The sequence below is a fragment of the Streptomyces sp. NPDC053493 genome, assembly GCF_044544825.1.
In the GTDB taxonomy this organism is placed as follows: Bacteria; Actinomycetota; Actinomycetes; order Streptomycetales; family Streptomycetaceae; genus Streptomyces.
The window spans coordinates 454,571-476,438 of sequence record NZ_JBITXS010000003.1 but is presented as its reverse complement, the minus strand read 5'-3'; the positions used below and the strand labels follow the sequence as shown (position 1 = coordinate 476,438).

At 74.4% G+C, this 21,868-nt stretch carries 21 protein-coding genes; 13 read left to right on the top strand and 8 right to left on the bottom strand.

Features of this window, described 5'->3' with window-relative positions; all coding sequences use genetic code 11:
- The first annotated feature begins 18 nt into the window (after window positions 1-18).
- The 3 genes from ACIGO8_RS12005 to ACIGO8_RS11995 all read left to right on the top strand — a co-directional run bounded on the left by ACIGO8_RS12005 (window position 19) and on the right by ACIGO8_RS11995 (window position 2,995).
- Complete coding sequence (locus ACIGO8_RS12005) at window positions 19-1,419, top strand: NAD(P)/FAD-dependent oxidoreductase (protein ID WP_399727818.1); 1,401 nt, start codon at window positions 19-21, stop codon at window positions 1,417-1,419.
- Window positions 1,420-1,580: 161 nt separating this feature from the next.
- Window positions 1,581-2,015, top strand: a complete 435-nt coding sequence (locus tag ACIGO8_RS12000; protein ID WP_399727816.1) for an AbfB domain-containing protein — start codon at window positions 1,581-1,583, stop codon at window positions 2,013-2,015.
- Between the two features lie 14 nt (window positions 2,016-2,029).
- A complete protein-coding gene (locus ACIGO8_RS11995; RefSeq protein ID WP_399727814.1) occupies window positions 2,030-2,995 on the top strand; it encodes an AbfB domain-containing protein in 966 nt (321 codons plus the stop codon).
- A 101-nt stretch (window positions 2,996-3,096) separates the two neighbouring features.
- Here ACIGO8_RS11995 and ACIGO8_RS11990 read toward each other — a convergent pair whose 3' ends face one another.
- Window positions 3,097-4,434, bottom strand: coding sequence for a DUF2252 domain-containing protein (locus tag ACIGO8_RS11990; protein WP_399727811.1), 1,338 nt, complete (start codon window positions 4,432-4,434; stop codon window positions 3,097-3,099).
- A 188-nt stretch (window positions 4,435-4,622) separates the two neighbouring features.
- On the opposite strand from ACIGO8_RS11990, the gene ACIGO8_RS11985 reads away from it, so the two are divergent.
- A complete protein-coding gene (locus ACIGO8_RS11985) occupies window positions 4,623-5,408 on the top strand; it encodes a GntR family transcriptional regulator (protein WP_399727808.1) in 786 nt (261 codons plus the stop codon).
- A gap of 150 nt (window positions 5,409-5,558) precedes the next feature.
- Here ACIGO8_RS11985 and ACIGO8_RS11980 read toward each other — a convergent pair whose 3' ends face one another.
- Window positions 5,559-7,091, bottom strand: a complete 1,533-nt coding sequence (locus ACIGO8_RS11980; protein ID WP_399727805.1) for an amino acid permease — start codon at window positions 7,089-7,091, stop codon at window positions 5,559-5,561.
- 150 nt (window positions 7,092-7,241) lie between these two features.
- A complete protein-coding gene (locus ACIGO8_RS11975) occupies window positions 7,242-8,237 on the bottom strand; it encodes a hypothetical protein (protein WP_399727803.1) in 996 nt (331 codons plus the stop codon).
- 319 nt (window positions 8,238-8,556) lie between these two features.
- On the opposite strand from ACIGO8_RS11975, the gene ACIGO8_RS11970 reads away from it, so the two are divergent.
- The 4 genes from ACIGO8_RS11970 to ACIGO8_RS11955 are packed head-to-tail and all read left to right on the top strand — an operon-like array spanning window position 8,557 to window position 12,936.
- Window positions 8,557-10,002: an FGGY family carbohydrate kinase gene (locus tag ACIGO8_RS11970; RefSeq protein WP_399727800.1), complete on the top strand. Its 1,446-nt coding sequence runs from the start codon at window positions 8,557-8,559 to the stop codon at window positions 10,000-10,002.
- Window positions 9,999-11,420, top strand: a complete 1,422-nt coding sequence (locus ACIGO8_RS11965; protein WP_399727797.1) for an FAD-dependent oxidoreductase — start codon at window positions 9,999-10,001, stop codon at window positions 11,418-11,420. Before ACIGO8_RS11970 ends, ACIGO8_RS11965 begins: the two co-directional genes overlap by 4 nt.
- Complete coding sequence (locus tag ACIGO8_RS11960; RefSeq protein ID WP_399727794.1) at window positions 11,417-12,673, top strand: FAD-dependent oxidoreductase; 1,257 nt, start codon at window positions 11,417-11,419, stop codon at window positions 12,671-12,673. The genes ACIGO8_RS11965 and ACIGO8_RS11960 overlap by 4 nt, the downstream gene beginning before the upstream one ends.
- Window positions 12,674-12,681: 8 nt before the next feature.
- On the top strand, window positions 12,682-12,936 hold the full coding sequence (locus tag ACIGO8_RS11955; protein WP_399727790.1) for a DUF1049 domain-containing protein: 255 nt from the start codon (window positions 12,682-12,684) through the stop codon (window positions 12,934-12,936).
- A gap of 67 nt (window positions 12,937-13,003) precedes the next feature.
- On the opposite strand, the gene ACIGO8_RS11950 is transcribed toward ACIGO8_RS11955, so the two are convergent.
- Both ACIGO8_RS11950 and ACIGO8_RS11945 read right to left on the bottom strand, forming a co-directional pair.
- Window positions 13,004-13,459 (bottom strand): SRPBCC domain-containing protein, encoded by a 456-nt coding sequence (locus tag ACIGO8_RS11950; RefSeq protein ID WP_399727787.1) that lies wholly within the window; start codon window positions 13,457-13,459, stop codon window positions 13,004-13,006.
- Window positions 13,456-13,770 (bottom strand): ArsR/SmtB family transcription factor, encoded by a 315-nt coding sequence (locus ACIGO8_RS11945; protein WP_399727785.1) that lies wholly within the window; start codon window positions 13,768-13,770, stop codon window positions 13,456-13,458. The genes ACIGO8_RS11950 and ACIGO8_RS11945 overlap by 4 nt, the downstream gene beginning before the upstream one ends.
- A 96-nt stretch (window positions 13,771-13,866) precedes the next feature.
- On the opposite strand from ACIGO8_RS11945, the gene ACIGO8_RS11940 reads away from it, so the two are divergent.
- Window positions 13,867-14,442, top strand: a complete 576-nt coding sequence (locus ACIGO8_RS11940; protein WP_399727782.1) for an NUDIX domain-containing protein — start codon at window positions 13,867-13,869, stop codon at window positions 14,440-14,442.
- 93 nt (window positions 14,443-14,535) lie between these two features.
- Window positions 14,536-14,781 carry a hypothetical protein gene (locus ACIGO8_RS11935; RefSeq protein ID WP_399727779.1) on the top strand — a complete coding sequence of 82 codons (246 nt, stop codon included), beginning with the start codon at window positions 14,536-14,538 and terminating at the stop codon, window positions 14,779-14,781.
- A gap of 24 nt (window positions 14,782-14,805) precedes the next feature.
- Here the strand turns inward: ACIGO8_RS11935 and ACIGO8_RS11930 are convergent, their stop codons facing one another.
- Together ACIGO8_RS11930 and ACIGO8_RS11925 are read right to left on the bottom strand one after the other, a co-directional pair.
- Complete coding sequence (locus tag ACIGO8_RS11930; protein WP_399727777.1) at window positions 14,806-16,050, bottom strand: cytochrome P450; 1,245 nt, start codon at window positions 16,048-16,050, stop codon at window positions 14,806-14,808.
- Between the two features lie 77 nt (window positions 16,051-16,127).
- Window positions 16,128-18,059: an NAD-binding protein gene (locus tag ACIGO8_RS11925; RefSeq protein ID WP_399728530.1), complete on the bottom strand. Its 1,932-nt coding sequence runs from the start codon at window positions 18,057-18,059 to the stop codon at window positions 16,128-16,130.
- 227 nt (window positions 18,060-18,286) lie between these two features.
- On the opposite strand from ACIGO8_RS11925, the gene ACIGO8_RS11920 reads away from it, so the two are divergent.
- Both ACIGO8_RS11920 and ACIGO8_RS11915 read left to right on the top strand, forming a co-directional pair.
- Window positions 18,287-19,618: a D-alanyl-D-alanine carboxypeptidase family protein gene (locus ACIGO8_RS11920; protein ID WP_399727774.1), complete on the top strand. Its 1,332-nt coding sequence runs from the start codon at window positions 18,287-18,289 to the stop codon at window positions 19,616-19,618.
- Window positions 19,619-19,740: 122 nt separating this feature from the next.
- A complete protein-coding gene (locus tag ACIGO8_RS11915) occupies window positions 19,741-20,340 on the top strand; it encodes a DUF6058 family natural product biosynthesis protein (RefSeq protein ID WP_399727771.1) in 600 nt (199 codons plus the stop codon).
- Window positions 20,341-20,442: 102 nt separating this feature from the next.
- On the opposite strand, the gene ACIGO8_RS11910 is transcribed toward ACIGO8_RS11915, so the two are convergent.
- Complete coding sequence (locus tag ACIGO8_RS11910; protein WP_399727768.1) at window positions 20,443-20,685, bottom strand: DUF5133 domain-containing protein; 243 nt, start codon at window positions 20,683-20,685, stop codon at window positions 20,443-20,445.
- A 144-nt stretch (window positions 20,686-20,829) separates the two neighbouring features.
- Here ACIGO8_RS11910 and ACIGO8_RS11905 point away from each other — a divergent pair, with 144 nt between their 5' ends.
- Entirely contained in the window at window positions 20,830-21,867 is a 1,038-nt protein-coding gene (locus ACIGO8_RS11905) for an NAD-dependent epimerase/dehydratase family protein (protein ID WP_399727765.1), read from the top strand.
- The last annotated feature ends 1 nt before the right edge of the window (window position 21,868 follow it).

Sequence of the window (21,868 nt, the reverse complement as noted above, 5' to 3'; positions counted from 1 at the left end):
CCAGGCGAAAGGGCGAGGATGGCCGACGAGTTGGGGCCCCGCAGGACACGCAAGGCACGTCACGCGGTGGTCGTCGGGGGGAGTCTCGCGGGTCTGCTGGCCGCGCGGGTGCTGAGCGAGCACGCCGAACGGGTGACGGTGGTCGAGCGCGACCGTTATCCCGTGGAGGTGGAGGCGCGCCCGGGCGTCCCGCAGGGCCGGCACCTCCATGTGCTGATCGAGGGCGGCCAGCGGGCGCTCGACGAGCTGCTGCCCGGCTTCATGGCCGAGCTGAACGCGCTCGGCGCGCCCAAGGTGGGCGTGCCCGAGGACATGGTGCAGTGGCAGAACGGCAAGTGGTTCGTCCGTACGCCGGCCACCGCGTACTTCTACACGGGCCCCCGCGACCAGCTCGAATGGCTGGTCCGCAAGCGGGTCTTCGCCGATCCGCGGATCGAGCGCGTCGAGGGCACCGAGGCGGTCGGGCTGCTCGGCGACGCGTCCCGGGTGCGCGGTGTGCTGCTGCGTGAGCGCGGCGCCGGCGCCGCGAAGGAGCCGCGCGCGCTGGAGGCCGACTTGGTCGTGGACGCCTCGGGGCGTTCCACCAAGGCGGCGGACTGGCTGGCCGGGATCGGCGCCGAGGCCCCGCACGAGGAGACGCTGGACACCGGCCTCGCGTACGCCACCCGGATGTACCGTTCGCCGGCCGACGACCCGTCGGTCGACGCCCTCGGCTACTACGTGGTCCCCAACCCGGCGCAGGTGTACGGCGGTGTGGTGCTGCCGCTCGGCGACGGCCGCCATCTGGTCACGCTGTCCGGCCTTCGCGGCGACGAACCGCCGACGGACGAGGCGCTGTTCGAGGAGTACGCGCGCAGGCTGCCGCACCCGGTGGTCGGCGACTGGATCGCGAAGGCCGAGCCGATGTCCCCGGTCTACGGCTTCCGCAAGACCGCCAACATCCGCCGCCGCTACGATCGTCCGGGCCGCCGCCCGGCCGGCTTCCTGGCCACCGGCGACGCCCTGTGCGCCTTCAACCCGATCTACGGGCAGGGCATGGCGGTCGCCGCGCTGAGCGCCGTCGCGCTGCGCAAGGCCCTCGCCGACCCGAAGCGCACGCCGAGCACCCGGCGGGTGCAGCGGGCGCTGCTCGACGCCTCGAAGCAGGCCTGGGACATCTCGGCCGGCGCGGACAAGAAGATGCCGGGCGCGGTCGGCGACGCGGCCCGCGCCGGGGCGCTGGACAAGGCCACCGGCTGGTACCTGCGCCGGGTGCAGGAGCGGGCCTCGGGCAACCCGGCGGTCGGCGCGCCGTTCCGCGCGGCGCTGACCCTGACCGCCCCGCTGACGGTCCTGTTCGCCCCGTCGGTGGCCCGCGAGGTCCTCTTCGGCCCGGTCCCCCACACCCCGCCCGAGCCGCCGCTGTTGCGCGCGAGGTAGGGCCTCCGGGCTGATCCGGTCAGGGACGGCGGGACGGATGTCACGCAGCGTAACGGCTCGGCGTGCACATGTTGCCGTCCCTGACTAGTTTGGGTAGAGGGGATGAACGGCCGGCTCCAGGGCCCGATGGAGTCTTCATCAGTCGAGACGAGGCCATCGTCATGGGTATCTCCCTTTCGTCCTTCAACTTCCCTGATCTGTTTGTTCGTCACGCGAACTTCCTGGGCGAGCTGTCGGCGGTGACGAGTGACCTGGACCGCGAGGACGCGACCTTCCACCTGGTGGAAGGCCTGGCCGACAACCGGTTCATGTCGTTCGCTTCCCACAACCTCCCCAAGCACGTCCTGCGGCACGAGAATTTCCGGATCGCGCTGGCCGACCAGACCGAGGCGGGCGGCAGCGACGTCTTCAGAGGCGACGCGACCTTCCTCCTGACTCCCGGCCTGGCCGATCCGACGGCCGTGTCCTTCAGGTCCTTCAATTTCCCCGACCGCTTCCTGCGGCACCGGGACTTCCACCTCTTCCTCGAACCCATCGACGGCGATCTGGCCCGGCTGGACTCCACGTTCAGACTGGTACCGGGATTCGCCGGCTGACGGCGGGCCGAGTCATGACCACGACCATCGCGATCGAATCGACGAACCTTCCCGGCCTGTTCGTCCGCCACGCCGACTTCCTCGGCGAGCTGTCCGGCGTGGGGAACGACCTCGACCGGCGGGACGCCACGTTCGAACTGGCGGAAGGACTGGCCGACAGCGCTCTGGTGTCCTTGCGCTCGCAGAACCTCCCCGGCCACGTGCTCCGGCACGAGGGCTTCCGGATCAAGTTGAACGATCACACCGGCGGCAACGACAGCCAGCAGATCCGTGAGGACGCCACGTTCGTCCTGACACCGGGCCTGGACGATCCCACCGCCGTCTCGTTCCGGTCGCTGAACTTTCCCGACCGGTTCCTCCGTCACCGGGACTTCCACCTGTTCGTGGAGCCCGCCGACTCCGATCTGGCCCGGCGTGACGCGACGTTCCGCATCGTGCCCGGATTCCTTCCGCAGTTCACGTTCGACGGGACGATCTCGGCGCAGAACCGCGACCGGCTCGTCGACCGCCACCGGGCCGCGGTGGCGAGCATCGCGGGGTGCAGTCGCATCAGCGGGGACGAGAAGCTGCGGCTGCTCAGGAAGTACCAGACGTCGATCTCGCACGGGACCACCACCGCGGCCGGCGTCAACGCGTCGGCGCATGTGGGCGGCTCGCACATCGACGTCAACTTCGGCGTGCTGTTCCCTCAGGGGAACGACGAGATCGCGCAGACGCTGATCCATGAGATGACGCACTGCGCGGGCTTCACCCATCCCGAGCGAAGGGACCCGCCGGCGGGCAGCAGCTGCTCCGACCCGCCACCCAGGGCGTTCGACTGCCCCAATGACGGCGGCCAGTACTACGGCACGCCTCCGCTGCGGGCGGAGTTCTGCATCGCCGGAGCGCAGAGCGACCTCGAGGCACGGCTCACGGAGAAGACCTCCGCGGAGCGCTGCGTGATCGACGCGGACGGCCTGGCGACGGTCCACACCCTCTGAACGGCGGTCATGTCGCACGACGGTCCCGGGTCCGGGCGGGCTCGTGCCGTCCCGGGTCCGGGCGGGCTCGCTCGGTCCCGGGTCTTCGTCGGGTTCCGGGTTCAGACGCCCGGGGCCGCCGTCACCATGCCGGCCGCGATGGCCGCGCTCAGGGCCGCGTAGTCGTCGGCGTTCTGGGCCGCGTAGCGCAGCGCGAAGTCGGCGATCGCACGGTCGAAGACGTCGGAGCCGCCGAGGTAGCCGGCGATCGCGATGCGGTCGCCGGAGCGGGCGTGGGCGCGGGCGAGGGCGCGGCCGCACAGGCGGGCGTATGCGCGCAGGACGGCCGGGGACATCGACTCGACCTCGGCGGAGCCCTTCATGTCGCGCAGCTGGCGCCAGTAGAAGTGCCGTTGTTCGGGCCCGGTCATCCAGCCGAGGAAGATGTCGCTGGCGGCCTGGGTGAGCCGCTGGCCGTACACCACCCGCCGGCCCTGGTGGGCGTACGCGCTGGGTGAGAGGTACTGCTCGAGGACCGACCGGCCGGCCTCCTTGATCTGGAGGAACAGCGGGTCGTTGTCGTCACGGCCCTCCAGGAGGAGCACGAAGCAGCGGGTGCCGACGCTGCCGACGCCGACGACCTTGCGGGCGGCGTCGACGAAGGTGAAGCGGTCCAGGAGCAGCCGGCGTTCCTCGGAGAGGGAGCTGCGGTAGTCGTGGAAGATCTTGCCGAGGGTGATCCGGTCGATGTCGGTGGTGCGCTCGAGCAGCGGCGGGTCGTCGACGATGCGCCGGCCTGCGCCGTCGCTCACGGTCAGCCGGGTGACGGCCTGGAGGCTGGTGCGCCGGCGGGCGCGGGCGAGGTTCTTCTCGACCCGCTGCCGTTCGGTCCGGCGGACCAGGGCCGAGAGGTCGTCGGCGGAGATCCGCTCGTACCAGACCTCGAGCTCGCCGAAACCGGCGAGGCGGCGCATGGCGGTGCGGTACGCCTCGGTGGCGGCCAGGGCGGCGCGGTGGGCCTTGGCCTTGCTGGAGCCGTTCTGGAGGGCGGCCACGGCGACGGAGGCGGCGAGGCGTTTGACGTCCCACTCGAAGGGCCCGGGCAGGGTCTCGTCGAAGTCGTTGACGTCGAAGAGAAGCGTCCGTTCGGGTGAGGCGTAGACGCCGAAGTTGAGCAGGTGGGCGTCGCCGCAGAGCTGGACGGTGAGTCCGGTGTGCCGCTGGGCGGCGAGGTCCGCGGCCATGACGGCGGCGGCGCCGCGCAGGAAGGCGAAGGGCGAGACCGCCATCCGGCCGTAGCGGATGGGAACGAGGTCGGGCAGCCGGTCGACGGCCTGCCGGTCCAGGACGGCCAGCGGGTCGGGGCGCTGGGAGGACGGTATCCAGCGGCCGTGCGAGGAGCGCGGGACGCGCTTGCGGGCGGCCCGGCCTCTCTCGGCTCGTTCGGACGGTGTCGCCATCCGGCCTCACCCGCCTCTCGCACCGTGTCGGGATGCGATCCATTACACGGCGCGGCGCTCGTTTCGGCCACTCTCACCGACGGGACTTCCACAATGGTTTAGACCACTGATAGGAATTGATCACCCATGCGACTCGGGTGATCACACCCCGCAATGGCTGACCGACGCACGACAGAAAGGGTCGAGACATGGCCGAGCCCGTTCCCGAGTACGGATCGAGGGCGGCGCTTCCGCTCTACCTCAAGGTCGCCCGCGCGCTGCGCGAGGACCTCGCCCGCCACCGCATCGCCCCCGGCAGCCGGCTGCCTTCCGAGCGCCATCTCGCGCTCCGCCACCACGTGAACCGGCAGACCGTCCGCAGCGCCCTCCAGCTGCTGCGCGAGGAGCGGCTCGTCGTGACCGACCGGCGCGGGACCTTCGCCGCCGCCCACGAGCCCGACGCCCAGGCGCCCGTCCCGCTGCGGCGCACCTTCCCCGGCGGGCACCGCGCCGCCGACGCCCTGGTGCGCGCCACGCTCTCCTGGGAGGCGCCGCCGGCGGCCCTGGCCGGGCGGCTCGCGCTGGCGGCGGAGGAGCCGACGCTGGTCCACCGCCATGTGGTGCTCGGCCCGGGCGACGCGTGCCTCCAGCGCTCGGTCAGCTGGTTCTCGCGGCCGGCACTGGCGGAGATCCCGCAGCTCGGCCGCTACCGGCGCAGCGCCGAGCGGCACCGGCAGCCGGACCTGCGGCTGCTGTACCACTGGACGCACCAGGCCGGGCTGCGCACCACCCACCGGGAGTCGGTCGGCGTGCCGGCCGGGCCCGGTGCGCCGGAGGCGGAGCACGGGCCGGGCCGGCCGGGCCGCCCGGACGGCGGTGCGCCCCGGCTGACCGTGCACCGGGTGGTGAGCGACCAGCACGGACACACCCTGGAGGTCACCGAGATCGACCTCGTGGCCCGGGCGGACGCCTGGACCTGCGAGTTCGCGGACTGAGCCGGCCCCGGCGCGGGCCTCCGCCAGGGCCCACGCCGTGACCGCCGCCGGTCGCCCGGACGGCCCGGTCGCCGCCCGACGAACAGCGCCGGTCGCCGGTCGCCGGTCGCAGGACGCCGGTCGCGGGACGAACAGGCGCCGGGCAGCGTGTCAGACGATGCCCTCGGCGATCTCCGCCTCCTCGCGGGCGCTGCCGTACGACTGCGGAGTGCCGTACGAGCGGCGGGCGACGTACCACCAGACGCTGGCGAGCACGAGCACGACGGCCAGCGCGATCGCCGCGTAGTTCATCGACTCCACGTCGACCGGGAACTTCTGCGGCAGGCAGAACAGCACGGTCACGAAGGCCACCCACACCACCGCGATCCAGCCGATCGGCCGGCTCCAGCGGCCCAGGTTCCACGGTCCGGGGACGAAGTTCCTGCCCGCGCGCAGCCGAAGCAGGATCGGGATGGCGTAGGCCGGCGTGATGCCGATGACGTTGATGGCGGTGACGGCGCCGTAGGCGGTGGCCGAGTAGAGCGAGGGCACGGCGAGCAGCGCGGCGACCGCCACGGACAGCCAGACGGCCGGCACCGGCGTGTGGGTGCGGCTGCTGACCCGGCGCCAGAGGGCCGAGCCGGGCAGCGCGTTGTCGCGGCTGAAGGCGAAGACCATGCGGCTGGCGGCGGCGACCTCGGCGTTGCCGCAGAAGAGCTGGGCCACGATCACCACGAGCAGCAGGGCCTTGGCGCCGCCGGCGCCCAGCGCGTCCAGCAGGATCTGGGCGGGCGGCACGCCGGTGGCGCTGTTCTGGGTGCCCGCGTAGTCCTGGATGGCGAAGGTGAGTCCGGCGAGCAGCGCGAAGCCGGCGATCCAGGAGGCCCAGATGGAGCGCACGATGCCCTTGGCGGCGGCGACGGAGGCGTTGGCGGTCTCCTCCGAGAGGTGGGCGGAGGCGTCGTAACCGGAGAAGGTGTACTGCGCGAGCAGCAGACCGATCGCGGCGACGTAGAGCGGGTTGGACCAGCCGGTGTCGTTGACGAACTCGGTGAAGACGAACGTGGCGGACTGGTGGTGGTCGGGGACGAGGGCGAGCGCGCCGACGATGACGGCGACGCCGGCCAGGTGCCACCAGACGCTGATCGAGTTGAGGACGCTGACCAGGCGGACGCCGTACAGGTTGAGCACGGCGTGCAGGAGCAGGATCGCCAGGAAGATCAGGAAGGTCGATCCGGCGGTGGGGACGATGCCCCACTGGAGGTTGAGGAAGGCGCCGGTGAACAGCGCGGCGCCGTAGTCGATGCCCGCGATCGCGCCGAGCAGACCGAGCAGATTCAGCCAGCCGGTGTACCAGCCCCAGCGGCGTCCGCCGAGCCGGTCGGCCATGTAGTAGAGCGCGCCGGAGGTCGGGTAGGCGCTGGTGACCTCGGCGAGGGCGAGGCCGACGCAGAGCACGAAGAGGCCGACGCCGGCCCAGCCCCACAGCATGACGGCGGGGCCGCCGGTGCCGAGGCCGAAGCCGTAGAGGGTCATGCAGCCGGAGAGGATGGAGATGACCGAGAAGCTGATGGCGAAGTTGCCGAAGCCGCCCATCCGGCGGGCCAGGACGGGCTGGTAGCCGAGCTCTCTGAGCCGGGCCTCCTCGTCCGGCGCGCCGGGTGGCGGCTTGCGTATCGCGTCGGTGGGAGCGGTGCGGGACATGCGTTCCTCCGGGGGAAGGGAAGCGGGGACGTACGGGGGATTCGGGGGGGCGACGGGCGTGACGTGGGAAGGTCGGCGTGGCGCGGGCTCCGGTCAGGGGCCGGGCCTGGCGCGGGCTCCGGTCAGGGGCCGGGCGTGGCGCGGACTCCGTCAGGGGCCGGGCCTGGCCTCGGCGCCGCCCAGGCACCGGGACCTGGCCCGCAGGAAGACCTCCTCGGCCGCCCCGCGCTCGTCGGGGTGGGCGGTGCGGTACGACCAGGGCTGCGGGGTCCAGTAGGGGCCGAGCGTCTCGAACACCCGGGCCGCGTCGGTGAACTTCAGGGCCCCGTAGAGGGCGTGGGCGAGGTGGTTGAGGTCGAGGAGGCTGGCCTCGTCCGTGGCGCAGAAGAGGAACCAGTCGTCCATGGCCCGCCGGGCGTCGCGCACCGCGTCCTCGGCGACCCAGTGGAGGTCGAGGGCCCGCTCGTAGCCGCGCTCGCGCCGGTAGCGCTCGACCCGTACGTAGAGCGGCAGGGCGTGCAGGGCGGAGCCGACGGGCGCCGACGAGGCGGCCCACTGGGCGTAGTTGACGGCCTCGGAGAGCGGTCCGGGGCGGCGGGCGTAGACGAACTGGAGCATCCGGTGGTGCGCCTCGCGGTTGTACGGGTCGCGCTTCTCGGCCTCGGCGAGCAGTCCCCACGGGCCGGGCGGCAGCATCGGCGCGGGCGGGACGGTCCGGTGCTCCTCCATCCGCTGCTGGGCGTCGAGTACGGACAGGGCGAGCCGGCACACCCAGGGCACGGGGTCGGCGGGCGCGAGTTCGGCGGCGTCCAGGCAGGCGGTCCAGGCCTCCTGCCAGAGTTCGCGGGTGCGCGGGTGGTTGGTGCGGTGGGCGCGGACGGCCCGTTCGACGGCCACGCGCGCGTGCATCACGAGGGCGGGCACGGAGTCGGGCTGCTCGGCGCGCCAGGTGGCGACGACGTCGGTGCCGGCGGCGACGGCGGCGAGGACCTGGGTGCGCCGGGTCCAGGCCGGCCAGCCGGTCGTCTCGTCGAGTAATCCGGCCATGGCCACCCAGCGGCCGGTGCGCAGTTCCTGGACGGCGCCGCGCAGGGCGTGGTCTTGGCCCGCCGGGTGGTAGACGGGCCGGAAGCCTTGCGCGGCCATCAGGAGGCGACGCGGAGGGTGGGTGACATGGTTCCTCGGTGAGATGGGTGGAGGGGGTGGTCGGTCCCCTTGGCCGTCCCGGCCGTTGATCGGCGATCACTATAGAGGTCGCCGGACGTGACCGATCCACTTTTCTCCGTGACCGGAACTATCAAGCCAACGACCGAATTTGATTTGATGTCAGTGTCCGGACGGAGACCTGACGGCTTCGCCGGGGCGGTCTTGACGTGCCGCCCGGGCTGCATCAGGCTGACCGGTTCCACGATCGGGAACGCGATCAAGGACCTTCGACCACCCATGAACGGCAGGAGTCGCACACATGACGGGCCCGGTACTCGCCGTCGACCAGGGCACGTCCGGCACCAAGGCCCTCGTCGTCTGCCCCGGACGCGGGGTGCTCGGCACCGGTTTCGCCCCGGTCCGCCCGCGCTTCCTGCCCGGCGGCCTGGTCGAGGTCGACCCTCGTGAGCTGTACGACTCCGTGGTCACGGCCGGCCGGGCGGCCCTCGCCGAGGCAGGCGAGCCGGTGGTCGCCGTGGGCCTCGCCAACCAGGGCGAGACGGTCCTCGCCTGGGATCCGGCGACCGGCGAACCGCTGACCGACGCGCTCGTCTGGCAGGACCGCAGAGCGGCCCCGCTGTGCGACGAACTCGCGGAGCACGCAGAGGAGTTGACACGCCTCACCGGTCTGCCGCTCGATCCCTATTTCGCCGCGCCCAAGATGGCCTGGATCCGCCGCCACCTCACCGGCGCGGGCGTCGTGACGACGAGCGACGCCTGGCTCGTGCACCGGCTCACGGGCGCGTTCGTGACCGACGCCGCCACCGCCGGGCGCACCGGACTGCTCGACCTGGACACCGTCGCCTGGTCCGAGGCGGCCCTCGACGTCTACGGCCTCGGCGGCGAGAAGCTGCCCCGGGTCGTCGACTGCGACACCCTGGTCGGCACCACCACCGCCTTCGGCACGCCGCTCCCTGTGACCGGGCTCCTCGTCGACCAGCAGGCCGCGCTGCTCGCCCAGGACGTGACCGCACCCGGCGCGGCCAAGTGCACCTACGGCACCGGCGCCTTCCTGCTCGCCCAGACCGGTCCCGCGCCGCGCCGGAGCGGGACCGGCCTGGTCGCCTGTGTGGCCTGGCGTCTCGCGGGCCGCACCAGCTACTGCCTGGACGGGCAGGTGTTCACGGCCGCCTCCGCCGTGCGCTGGCTCACCGACCTCGGCGTCATCGCCGGGGCCGAGGAGCTCGACCCGGTGGGCGGCGCCGTCCCGGACGCGGGCGGCGTCACCTTCGTACCGGCGCTCGCGGGCCTCGCCGCGCCCTGGTGGCGCGGCGAGGTGCGCGGCGCGCTCACCGGCCTCGGCCTGGACACCGGGCCCGGGCAGCTGGTGCGGGCGCTGTGCGAGGGCATCGCCGCGCAGGTGGCGGAGCTCGCCGGGGCCGCCGGCGCCGACCTGGGCGCGCCGCTCACCACGCTGCGGGTCGACGGCGGCCTGACCCGCTCGGCGCTCCTCATGCAGACCCAGGCCGACCTGCTCCAGCGTCCGGTCGAGGTCTCCGCCCTTCCGGACGCCACCGCCCTCGGGGTGGCGTCCGTCGCCCGCCTCGGCCACGCGCCCGCGCTGGCCGTCCACGAGGCCGTCCCGGAGTGGAAGCCGTCCGCCGTCTACGAACCGCGGATCACGGCGGACGAGGCCGCGGAGCGGCTGGACCGCTTCCGTACGGCGGTGGCGGCGCTGCTCGCCACCGAGGGCGCCGGGTCGTGACCGTCACCCGCCGCGGCGCCCTGCCGGACAGCTCGACGCCGGAGACCACGTACGACGTGACCGTCGTGGGCGCGGGCGTGGTGGGCTGCGCCGTCGCCCGCGAGCTGGCCCGCCACTCGCTGCGGGTCGCGCTCGTGGAGGCGCGCAGCGACATCGGCGAGGGCAGCTCCAAGGCCAACACCGCGATCCTGCACACCGGTTTCGACGCCGTCCCCGGCTCCCTGGAGGCCCGGCTGGTCCGGGAGGGCGGACGACTGCTCGCCGCGTACGCCGAGGAGACCGGCATCCCGGTCGAGCCGGTCGGCGCGCTGCTGGTCGCCTGGGACGAGGAGCAGCTGGCCGCGCTCCCCCGCCTCGCCGACAAGGCCGTGCGCAACGGGCACCACGGCACCCGGCCGCTCTCGCCCGCCGAGCTGTACACCCGCGAGCCGCACCTGGGACCGGGCGCGCTCGGCGCCCTGGACGTGCCGGGCGAGTCGGTCGTCTGCTCCTGGACGACGCCGCTCGCCTACGCCACCCAGGCGGTGCTGTCCGGTGTCGACCTCCATCTGGACTGCCCGGTGGAGAAGGTCGGGCCGGGCGGCCCGGGAACGCCGCACCGGCTGATCACCCGGCGCGGGGTGCTGCGCACCCGATTCCTGGTCAACGCGTGCGGACTGTACGCGGACGCCTTCGACGCGCTCGTCGGGCGCCACGACTTCGAGGTCACGCCGCGCCGCGGACAGCTCGTCGTCTTCGACAAGTTCGCCCGCGGGCTGGTCCGGCACATCCTGCTCCCGGTGCCCGGCGCGCTCGGCAAGGGCGTGCTGATCGCGCCGACCGTGTACGGCAACGTGATGCTCGGGCCGACGGCCGAGGACCTCGACGACAAGACGGCGACCGGCTCGACCGCCGAGGGCCTCGCGGCGCTGCGGGAGCAGGGCCGCCGGATCCTGCCGCCGCTCCTCGACGAGGAGGTCACCGCGGTCTACGCGGGCCTGCGGGCCGCGACCGGCGCCGAGGACTACAAGTGCGTCGCTCACCCCGAGCTGCGCTACGTCACCGTCGGCGGCATCCGCTCCACCGGCCTGACCGCCTCGCTCGCGCTCGGCCGGCACACCGTGGAACTGCTCGCCGGCGCCGGCCTGGAGCTGGGGCCCGAACGGCCGCTCGCTCCCGTGCGGATGCCAAACCTGGGCGAGGCCTTTCCCCGTCCCTACCAGGACGCCGCGCGCATCGCCCGCGACCCGGCGTACGGCAGCGTCGTCTGCCACTGCGAGCGCGTCACCCGCGGCGAGATCCGCGACGCGCTCGCCTCACCGGTGCCGCCGGCGTCCCTGGACGGGCTGCGCCGCAGGACCCGGGCCCGGGCCGGACGCTGCCAGGGCTTCTCGTGCGGCGCGGCCGTGCGGGCGCTGTTCGAGGAGGGCGCGCGGTGAACCGCACGGTCGACGTGCTCGTGGTGGGCGGCGGGCCCGCGGGTCTGGCCGCCGCCGCCCGGCTCGCCGCCGCGGGTGCGGGACGGGTCGAGGTACTGGAGCGGGAGACGGCGGCGGGCGGAGTGCCGCGGCACTGCGGGCGGTCCGGTTTCGGCGGGCACAGCGGCCCGGTGTACGCCCGCCGGGCGGTGCGGTCGGCGCTGCGGGCCGGGGCGGCCGTACGGACCGGGGTCGGCGCGACCGGCTGGGCCGGGCCGCTCACCCTGGAGGTCACCGCGCCCACCGGCCCGGAGCGGATCACGGCCCGGGCCGTCGTGCTGGCCACCGGCGCGCGCGAGCGGCCGCGCAGCGCCCGTCTGGTGCCGGGCACCCGGCCCGCCGGAGTGTTCAGCACCGGAGAACTCCAGCAGTCGGTGGAGCTGTTCGGATGGCGCGGGGAGCGGATCGGGCGCCGGGCGGTCGTCGTCGGCTCCGACCCGGTCGCCGGGCACGCGGCCCGTACGCTGCTACGGGCGGGTGTCGACGTGGCGGCGATCGTCGCCGAGCGGGTGCGGGGCCCGCGACTGCCGGGGCCGGTGCTGCGCGGGGCGAGGGTGGTGGAACTCGTCGGGCGCGGCCGGCTGACGGGTGTCCTGGTCCGCGGCGCGGACGGGCGCACGGGTCTGCTGCGCTGCGACACGGTCGTCTTCACCGGCGACTGGCTGCCCGATCACGAACTGGCCCGGTCCGGCGGCGTCCTGCTCGATCCGGCCACCCGTGGTCCGTCGGTCGACCCGGGTCTGCACTCGTCCGTGCCCGGCGTCTTCGCGGCGGGCAACCTGCTGCGCGGCGTGGAGCCGGCGGCGGTCGCCGCGGCGGAGGGCAGGTCGGCCGCCACCGCGGTCCTGGCCCGCCTGGCGGGCGCGCCGTGGCCGGAGCCGGGCGCCCCGCTGCGTCCGGAATGCGCGCTCCACTGGCTGACTCCCGGCCGTCTCCCGCCCGGTCCGGTCCCCACGCTGCTGCTGCGCCCCACGACCCGCCTCGTCCGTCCCGTCCTCACGGTGCGGCAGGGCGGCCGTCTCCTGCACGAGGACCGGGTGCCCGCCGTCCTGGAGCCGCACCGCTCCCTGCGCCACACCGCCGCCTGGGCCGACCGGGTGGATCCGGCGGGCAGGCCGGTGACGGTGCGGCTCAGTCCGTCCGGCTCGCCCGACTCGCCCGACTCACCCGGCTCGCCCGGCAGAGGTCGCCCGTCGGGGGCATCCCTCCGATAATGGGCTCTATGGCCCAGAAAACCGCCAAACGGCACGAACCCTCGACCCTGACGGTCAAGGGGCGGGACATGCGGCTGCGCACCATCGGCTTCGTGCTGCTGGCCGCCCTGGCCATCTGGTTCATCGCGGCCAACACCGGGTCGGTGACCATCCGGCTGTGGATCCCGACCGTCACGCTGCCGCTGTGGAGCGTGCTGACCGTCACCCTGCTCGTCGGCATGGTGCTCGGCCTGCTCATCGCCCGGCGCCGCGCCCGGCGATAGCCGCCCGGGGCCGCCGGCGACTGCGGCGGCCCCGGCCTGCCCGGCATGCCCGCAGGTCTCGGCGGCCTTAGGCCTCCGCTCCCGAGGAAGGCGCGTCGGCGGCGGGCGGCTGCTCACCGAGGACCTCGGCGAGGCGGTCCAGGACGTGGGGCCAGCCCTCGCCCATGCCCTCGTACGCCTGACGGCCGAGCGGCGAGCCGAGGTCGAAGCCGGCGTGGGTGAGGAAGAGGCGGGTGCCCTTGCCCTCCGGTTCGAGGCGCCAGGTGATCGTGGTGTCGAGCGAGCCCTCGGCGAAGCGGTAGGCGAGCAGCCGCTCGGGGTCCACCTCGGTCACCTCGCAGGGCTGCCGGCCCCAGTTGCCCATGTCGAGCGTGAAGCGGTGGCCGACGACCGGCTTGACGTCGCCGGCGGCCCACCAGCGGGCGTGCAGCTCGGGGTCGGTCAGGGCGGCCCAGACGGCCGCGGGCGGGTGGGGCAGGAACTTCGCGAGGTGGAGGGTGTCCTCGGCGGGATCGTCGGTCATGTGTCGTTCTCCTCGTCCAGCAGGTCGGCCAGGGCGTCCAGGCGCTGCTTCCAGTAGTGCTCGAACGGGTGCAGCCACTCGCTCACCTCGGCCAGCGGGGCCGGCCGCAGGTGGTAGAAGCGGTGCCGGCCGCGCGGTTCCTCGCGGACCAGGCCGGCCGCCTTGAGCACCGCGAGGTGCTCGGAGACGGCCGGTCTCCCGAGTTCGAACAGACCGGCCAGCTCTCCCGTGGAGCGCGGCCCGTCACGCAGGCTTTCCAGCAGTCTGCGGCGCACCGGATTGGCCAGCACGCCGAACACGTCGGTGGGCATGCCGCCACGATACGTCGGACTTCTCCGACGCGTCAAAGTTTCCCGACGCGTCGGAGAAGGGTGTGCGACGGCCTCGGGTCCGCCACACTGGACGCCATGCCCGAGAAGCGCAGCGCAGGTCTTCTTCTCTTCCGCCGGACGCCGGACGGCGTCACCGAGGTCCTCATCGGTCACATGGGCGGCCCTTTCTGGTCCGCACGGGACACCGCCGCCTGGTCCATCCCCAAGGGCGAGTACGACCCCGGCGAGACGCCCGAGGCCGCCGCGCGCCGCGAGTTCGAGGAGGAACTCGGTCTGCCCGCGCCGGACGGGGCGTGGATCGACCTCGGCGAGGTGCGGCAGAACAACGGAAAGCTCGTCACCATCTGGGCGGTGGAGGGCGATCTCGACCCGGAGGCGGTCGTTCCGGGCACCTTCACCATGGAATGGCCGCGCGGCTCGGGCGTGCTGAGGGAGTTCCCGGAGATCGACCGGGTCGGCTGGTTCCCGTTCGGCCAGGCCGAACCGCTCCTGGTCGCCGGGCAACGGCCGTTCCTGGAGCGGCTCGCCGCGCGGCTGGACGGCGCCGCGGACGGGCCCGCGGGCGAGGCCGAGGACGGGCCCTCGAACCGGCCCGCCGGGGCCGAGGACGGCGGCGGGGCCGGCTTCGGCGGCGGTGTCCGGGAGGGCTGAACGGTCCTCCGGAAGGGCGGGTCCGGGCCCGTTGTCAGACCCGTGCGAGAGGGTGGGGTGAGCCGGCCTCAAACCGTCGAGAGGGAGCCCGACATGACGACCGTGACCAGCCGTGAGCGCGCCGCCGCGCAGGCCTATCTGCGCCTGCTGGAGTCCACCCAGGCCGTGTTGTCCGACCCGCGTCTCGAGCCGTACGCGGCGGCGATGCTCACGCACCCGATGGCGGAGGCGGACGCGGCGCTGCGGGCGGCGGGGCTTTCCGGGAACGAGGCGCGGCTGTTGCGCCTGGTGGCCGCGCTGCGGGCCTCCCCCGCCGCCGAGCGGGGAAGAGCCGGGTGAGACGCGGGCGGCGCGGCGGCCGGGTCAGCCGAGACGGACCGGGAGGACGCCGACGCTGTTGCCGACGAAGCCGGAGTGGCGGGGCAGTTCGGCCTCGGGGACCGCGAGGCCGAGGTCCGGGAAGCGGGTGAAGAGTGCCTCCAGGGCCAGCGTGGCCTCCAGGCGGGCGAGCGGGGCGCCCAGGCAGTAGTGGGCGCCGTGCCCGAGCGAGAGGTGCTTGGCGGCCGGCGCCCGGGTGACGTCGAAGCGGTCCGCGTCCGGGCCGTGGGTCTTCGGGTCGCGGCCGGCCGCCGAGTAGCCGGCGAGCACGGGCGTGCCCTTCGGGACGAGGGTGCCGTCGACGACGAGGTCGCGGGTGGGATAGCGGAACGGGAAGTAGCTGACGGGGCTGTCCCAGCGCAGCGTCTCCTCCACCACGTCCGCCCAGCCGGCGCGGCCCGCCAGGACGTGGTCGAGCTGTTCGCGGTGGGTGCACAGGGCCCGTACGGCGTTGGTGACGAGGTTCAGGGTGGTTTCGTGGCCCGCGATGACCAGGAGCACCAGGGTGCCGATGAGCTCGGGCTGGCTGAGCCGGTCGCCACCCTCGTCGCGGGCGGCGAGCAGGCCGCTGATGAGGTCGTCGCCGGGAGCACCGGCCTTGTCGGCGGTGATGGCGGCGAGCAGCTCGACGAGCTCGCGGTTGGCGGCGACGGCCTGTTCGGGCCCGATGTCGGTGGCGACGACCTGGCTGGAGAGGCGGTGCAGTCGCTCCTGGTGCTCCTCGGCCACGCCGAGGAGCTCGCAGATGACGCCGAGCGGCAGCGGAAGGGCGTAGTGGCGGCGCAGGTCGGCGACGCCGCCTCCGGCCTCGGCCGCAGCGGCGAGCCGGTCGAGCAGACCGGCGGTGACGGCCTGGACTCGGGGCCGGAGCTCCTCGACCCGGCGCGGTGTGAAGGCCTTGCTGACGAGTGAGCGCAGCCGCCGGTGGTCGGCGTCGTCGGCGGTGGTCATGCCCTGCACGGTGGCGAAGGTGCGCAGCGGCCAGCCCTCGGGTATGCGGCCCTCGGCGAGCGCCGTGAAGTGCTGGGCGCCCTTGGCGACGTCGGGGTGGGAGAGGAAGTCGCGCAGGGCGTCGTGACCGAGCACCGCCATGCCCTCGACGTCGCCGGGGAGCAGGACCGGGGTCACCGCTCCCTGGGCGAGCAGCCGGGCGTTGTCCGCGTGCGGGCAGCCGCCGGCCGGGTCGAGCCGGTAGGGCGGTCTGTCCTGGGCGGCGGTGGGCTGGGTCACGGAGGGCGCTCCTGACTGCGGAAACAGGCCGGCGTCGGTCCCGGCCGGGCACGACGGATTCTAGGGTCGATCCGCCGTCATACGGCAGGACTTGTGTCCGTCTCGTCGTCCGTGCCCGGGGATCCGGGTCCGCGGCCGTGGAGTTCGGCGAGGCCGCGCCGGGTGGCGGCCACCACGACCCGGTCACGGGGGCCGAGAACGTGGCCGGCCCGCAGCTCCCACGAGGCGCCGTAGCCGGAGCGGTCCATCGGCACGCCCGCGTCGCCCCGGGCTATCACCCGCCAGGCGCCGGGCCGGAAGGCGTCGGCCACGGTGCGCCCGTCCAGGAGCGGATGGTCGGCGACGTCGAGCGCGGCGAACAGCAGCACGCGGCGCTCGACGGGAAGGGCGCCGAGGATCTGCCGGCCCATCATGGCCCCGGCGAACGCGGGCGCGGCCAGGTGCGACACGCTGCGGCTGCGGGTCAGGGCCCCGGGATGGACCGCGCGCAGGGTGCGGTAGACGGCGGTGGCGAAGTCGTCGTCGTACAGGCGCAGCGCGACCCGGAGTCCGGGGCTGATCGAGCGGGCGTGCAGCGCGGCCTCCAGGTTGGTGATGTCGACGCTGGTCAGGGCGAGCAGGGCGCGGGCCCGGTGGATGCGGGCGGCTTCCAGGACGCCCTCCTCCGTGACGTCGCCGATGACGGTGGGCACGCGCAGCCGGCGGGCGAGGGCGAGTCCGCGGGCCTCGGGATCGGCCTCGACGCAGACGACGGGGATGTTCATCCGCCGCAGCCGGGCGAGGACCCGGGTGCCGACCTTGCCGAGGCCGAGCAGCACGACGTGGCCGGAGAGACCGCGCGGCGGCCGGCGCAGCGTGGTGGCGCTGCGGAAGGTGCCGAAGGCCTCCAGGAGCGCGGCGATGACGACGGGCAGCAGGAGCAGTCCGACGAAACCGGCGAGGATCTGCAGGAGCTGACGGCTGGTCGGCTCGCCGACGGCGGGATCGCCGATGGCGAAGACGTCGAGGAGGATCAGATAGCCGGCGTGCAGCGGGTGGTCGCCGGTGGTGAGCGTGGAGGCCAGGGCGAGGGCGACGACCGCGGCGAAGACGCCGGCCAGGGACCAGCGCAGCCGGCGGGAGAAGAGCGAGCCGACCGGCAGCGCGGAGGCGCCGAGCCAGCCGCCGGCCTGGGCCGGGCCCTCGTACCGGACCGCTTCGAGGGCGACGATGCCGCGGCCGGTCGCGGCGGCGACCTCGTCGTCGCCGGGCAGCAGGCGCGGGCTCTGGTCGCCGCTGCGCTCGGAGCCCTCGTAGCCCGCCGGGTCGCTGCTGGTCGCGGAGAGCAGGGCCAGTGTGCACAGGCCCGGGTCGGCGACCTGGCCGGGCGCGGGCGGCGGGCGGTCCACAGCCTGCAGCAGCAGTCCGCCGGCCTGGATCACCTTCTTGCCGCCGGCGACGGCGGTGGCCGCGAGGGCGGGCGCGGCGGTGTCGGCGTCGGAGAGCACGGTGGTGGCGGCGTCCGGCTTGTCCGGGTCGTGGCCCGGTTCGGCGACGGCCGCGGCCTGGTCGAGGAGGGTGGCGAGGTGCTGGCCGAGCTTGCGGTTGTAGAGCCGGATGACCAGGCGCAGCCGCGGGTTGAGGCGGCGGGCGGTGAGGGCGGCCCGGATGTTGCGCTCGTCGTCCTCGTGGACGAGGGCGAGCGCCGCGGCCTGCTCGACCCCCGCGTCGAGCAGGACCGCGTCGTCGGCCTCCGCCGCCTCCACGACCCGGATCCCGCGGCCGCGCGCCGCGCCGCGCGGGTCCCCGGACCTGGCCGCTCCGGCGCCGGAGCCGGTGCCGGCGCCGGTGGTGCGGGTGACGGCCGCGGTGACCCGTCCGAAGAGGGCCATGGCCCGCCCGGTGCGCACGACGGGCCGGTCGGGTGTGTCGCCGGCCGGCGGGACGAGCAGGGTGACGGGCTCCCCGTACATCTCGTGGAGTTCGGCCGCGAGGCGGTGGGCGAGGACGTCGTCACCGCAGACGATCATGTGTTCGGCCGGCGGCGGCGCGCCGGTGGCCGCAACGGGCCTGCTCTGATACGGGAGTGAGGACACGTCACCAGGATGCCCTGCCGCGCGGACGGCCCGGCCGGGGCCCTCGGCGGCCGGGTCTTTCGCTCCGGCGGTGGACGGTGTGCGGCCGTTCGCGACGACGCGCTACGCCGGTCGGCGCACTCCGCCCTGCGGGCCGGGTGCGGCGTTCCTACGGTGGCTGAATGATCGTCATGTCAGCTGTCCGTCATGCCGCCGCGGGAGCCGCGGCGCTGCTGCTCGCCGTCCTGCCGGTGCCCACGGCCTCGGCCGCCGTCCTCGCCGAGCCGACCCCGCCCGTCCGGCACTTCGTCGACCCGGCCCGGCTCGACCGCTCCGGCACGCAGGTCCAGCGGCTGAAGGGCGCGCCGGAGCTGCCGTCCCTGTCGGCGAAGTCCTGGGTGGTGGCCGACGCGTCGACGGGCGACGTGCTCGCGGCCCGCAACGCCCACCGGCGGCTGCCGCCCGCCAGCACCCTGAAGACGCTGTTCGCGCTGACGGCGCTGCCCCACCACGATCCGGACGAGCGCCACACCGTCGCCGACGAGGAGCTGGCCGGCATCGGCGAGGGCAGCAGTCTGGTGGGCGTGAAGGAGGGCTACACGTACAAGGTGTCGGACCTGTGGAACGGTGTCTTCCTCAGCTCGGGGAACGACGCCGTGCACGTGCTGGCCGCGATGAACGGCGGCTGGGACGCGATGGCCCGCCGGATGCAGGCGAAGGCCCGCTCGCTGGGAGCGCTGGACACGCACGTGGTCTCGCCGGACGGCTACGACGCGCCGGGCCAGGTCTCGTCCGCGTACGATCTGGCGGTCTTCGGGCGGGCGGGGCTTCAGGACCCGCTGTTCGTGCGCTACTGCTCGACGCCGTACGCCGATTTTCCCGCGGGTTCCTGGTCGTACGGCATCGCCAACACCAACCGGCTGCTGACGGGCGCGGACGGCGTGGCGCGCTATCCCGGTCTGATCGGTGTGAAGAACGGTTACACCAGCAACGCCGGCAACACGCTGGTCGTGGCCGCCAAGCGGGGCTCGCGGACGCTGGTGGTGTCGGTGATGAACCCTCGGGGCGGTGGTTTCGCGGTGTACGAGGAGGCCCGGGCGCTGCTCGACTGGGGCTTCGAGGCCTCGTCCCTGGTCCAGCCGGTGGGCTCCCTGCAACCGCGCAAGGGGCAGCGACCGGCCCTGGCGAAGGCCGGGACGCGGCCCAAGGCGCAACCCGAGGACCCGCCCACGGCACAGGCACAGGCGCACGGGCAGGCGCAGGCGGCCGGTCGGGTCCAGGCGCAGGCGGCGGAGCGGCCGGCGAAGACGCGGGTGCAGGCCGGTCCCGAGGCGGACGGGCCGAGCCCGGCGTCCGACGCGCGGGCGACGCCCGGCGCGCTCGCCGGCACCGCGTCGAACCGTGCGGCGCCGACCGGCACCACCGCCGGCCTGCCGCTCGCCCTGGTGGGCGCGGCGCTGGGTGCGGCGCTGTCCTTGTGGCTGTGGCGGCGCTTCGGCGCGCGCGCCAACTGAGCGCCGTCCCCGGCCTCTCCCCCCGACCGACACAGTTCGGCCGGGGCCGTACGGTCCCGCGCCTAGCCTGCACGGACGGCCGCACGGGAGGGTCCCTCGCGGCCGTCCGGGAGGAGCGGGGCATGGCAACGAGCGCGTACGCGGCGGAGGTCGCGCGGCGGTTTCGCGAGGTGAACGGCGATCATCCGATGACGGCCGAGGACGACGCCTATGTCAGCGCGCAGTTCACGCCGCTGGAGCGGCTGTGCGCGGCGCTGGGGCGGGACGCGGACGACGCGCGGCGGCAGATGCTGGACGGGCTGCTGCCGCTGCCGGGCTATCTGCGGTCGGACGGCGCCGAGATGGTTCCGGCCGATCTGTTCGACCTGGCCGCGGCGGCGGGCGGGCCGGATCGGCTGCGTGCCTGGTTCACGGCGCACTGGGACGACCCGGCCGAGGGCGCGGCGGAGTGGGAGGCGTATCTGAGCGGGCAGTACGTCTGTCTGCACCACGTCTCGCCGGCCACGATCCGCCGCAAGGCGGAGCTGACGGCGGCGATCACCGACGCCCTCTCGGACCCGCGGCCGCAGGCGCCGGCGTGGTCGGCCGCCCTGCACGCCCTGGTGGACGAGCTCGACGCGCTCGCACCGGACTTCGCCCCGTACGACCGGCTGCGCTTCGGCGGCCCGACGTCCCGGGACACCTGCATCGACGCCGTACGGGCCCGCCACCCGCGCCCGTGAGCGGCCGCGGGACCCCTCGGCACGGCCGCCTCGGCCGAAGGGCGGCGAGGGCCTGGCGGAGACCCGGGAGCCGGCGGCGAGGGCGGCTCCCGGGACCGGGCGCTATTCGGCGGGAACCCCGCCCGTGCGCGCGGGACCGCAGACCTTCAGCGCGTCCGTGTAGTGCTCGGCGGCCCGCACGGCCTCGACGGCGGTCCGCTTCCCCATGAGCACGCACAGCGTGTACGCGGTGTCCTCGAACCGCCTGCGGGCCGACGGGTCGTGCGGCCGGGACAGGACCAGCCGCTCCTGGGTGCGGTAGTTCCGCAGCAGGCGGTCGATCGTCTTGCGGTCGGGGAGCAGCATGCGTTCCTCCTGGTGAGCCCTGGTGTCCCCCGATCCCCCATGGTCGGCGCACCTGCTCACAAGCGCGACCCGCAGCTTCACGCTGCGTGACCGCCGGTCGGCCGCCCGGGTGCGGTGCGGGCCGACATGGCGGAAGGTCGAGACATGAACCCGAGCGAGAGGCTGCGCGTCGTCGTCACCGGAGCGACGGGCAACGTGGGGACGAGTGTGCTCCGGGCCCTGGAGCGGGAGCCCCGGGTCGCGTCCGTGCTGGGCCTGGCCCGGCGCACGCCCCGGCTCACCCTGGACAAGACCGAGTGGGCGGAGGTGGACCTGTCGCTGGAGGGCGACGAGCCACGGCTCGCCCAGTACGTGGCGGACGCCGACGCGGTGATCCACCTGGCGTGGCGGTTCCAGCCGACCCATGACCCCGTGACGACCTGGCAGACCAATGTGCTGGGCTCCGTGCGGGTCTTCGACGCGGTCGCCGCGGCCCATGTGCCCGTCCTGGTGTGCGCCTCGTCCGTCGGCGCGTACTCGCCCGGGCCCGGGAACGGGGCGCCGGTGTCGGAGTCGTGGCCGACGCACGGCTGGCCGGGTGCCGCGTACACCCGGGAGAAGGCGTACGTGGAGCGGGTCCTGGACACCTTCGAGCGCGACCATCCGCAGACCCGGGTGGTGCGGATGCGGCCGAGCTTCCTGTTCAAGGAGGAGTCGGCGAGCGAGCAGCGGCGGATCTTCGCCGGCCGCTGGCTGCCGGGGCAGCTGTTCCGCCCGGAGCTGCTCCCGCTCGTGCCGGAACTGTCCGGCCTGCGCTTCCAGACGCTGCACACCGACGACGCCGCCGACGCCTACCGCCGGGCGCTGCTGCGGGACGTCCGCGGCGCGTTCAACCTGGCCGCCGACCCGGTGATCGACTCCGAGGTGCTGGGCCGGCTGCTCGACGCACGGCCGGTCAAGGTGCCGACGTCGGCGGTCCGCGGCGTCCTCTCGGCGGCGTGGCGGATGCGGGTGGCGCCGGCCTCGCCCGATCTGTTCGACGCGGTGCTGCGGTTGCCGCTGCTCGCCACGGACCGCGCCCGGCGCGAACTGGAGTGGGAGCCGTCCAGGACCTCGGTGGAGGCCCTGGAGGCGTTCCTGCGCGGCGCGCGGGCGGGAAGCGGCGAGGAGACGGAGCCGATGGCCGGCCGCCGCGTCGGCTGAC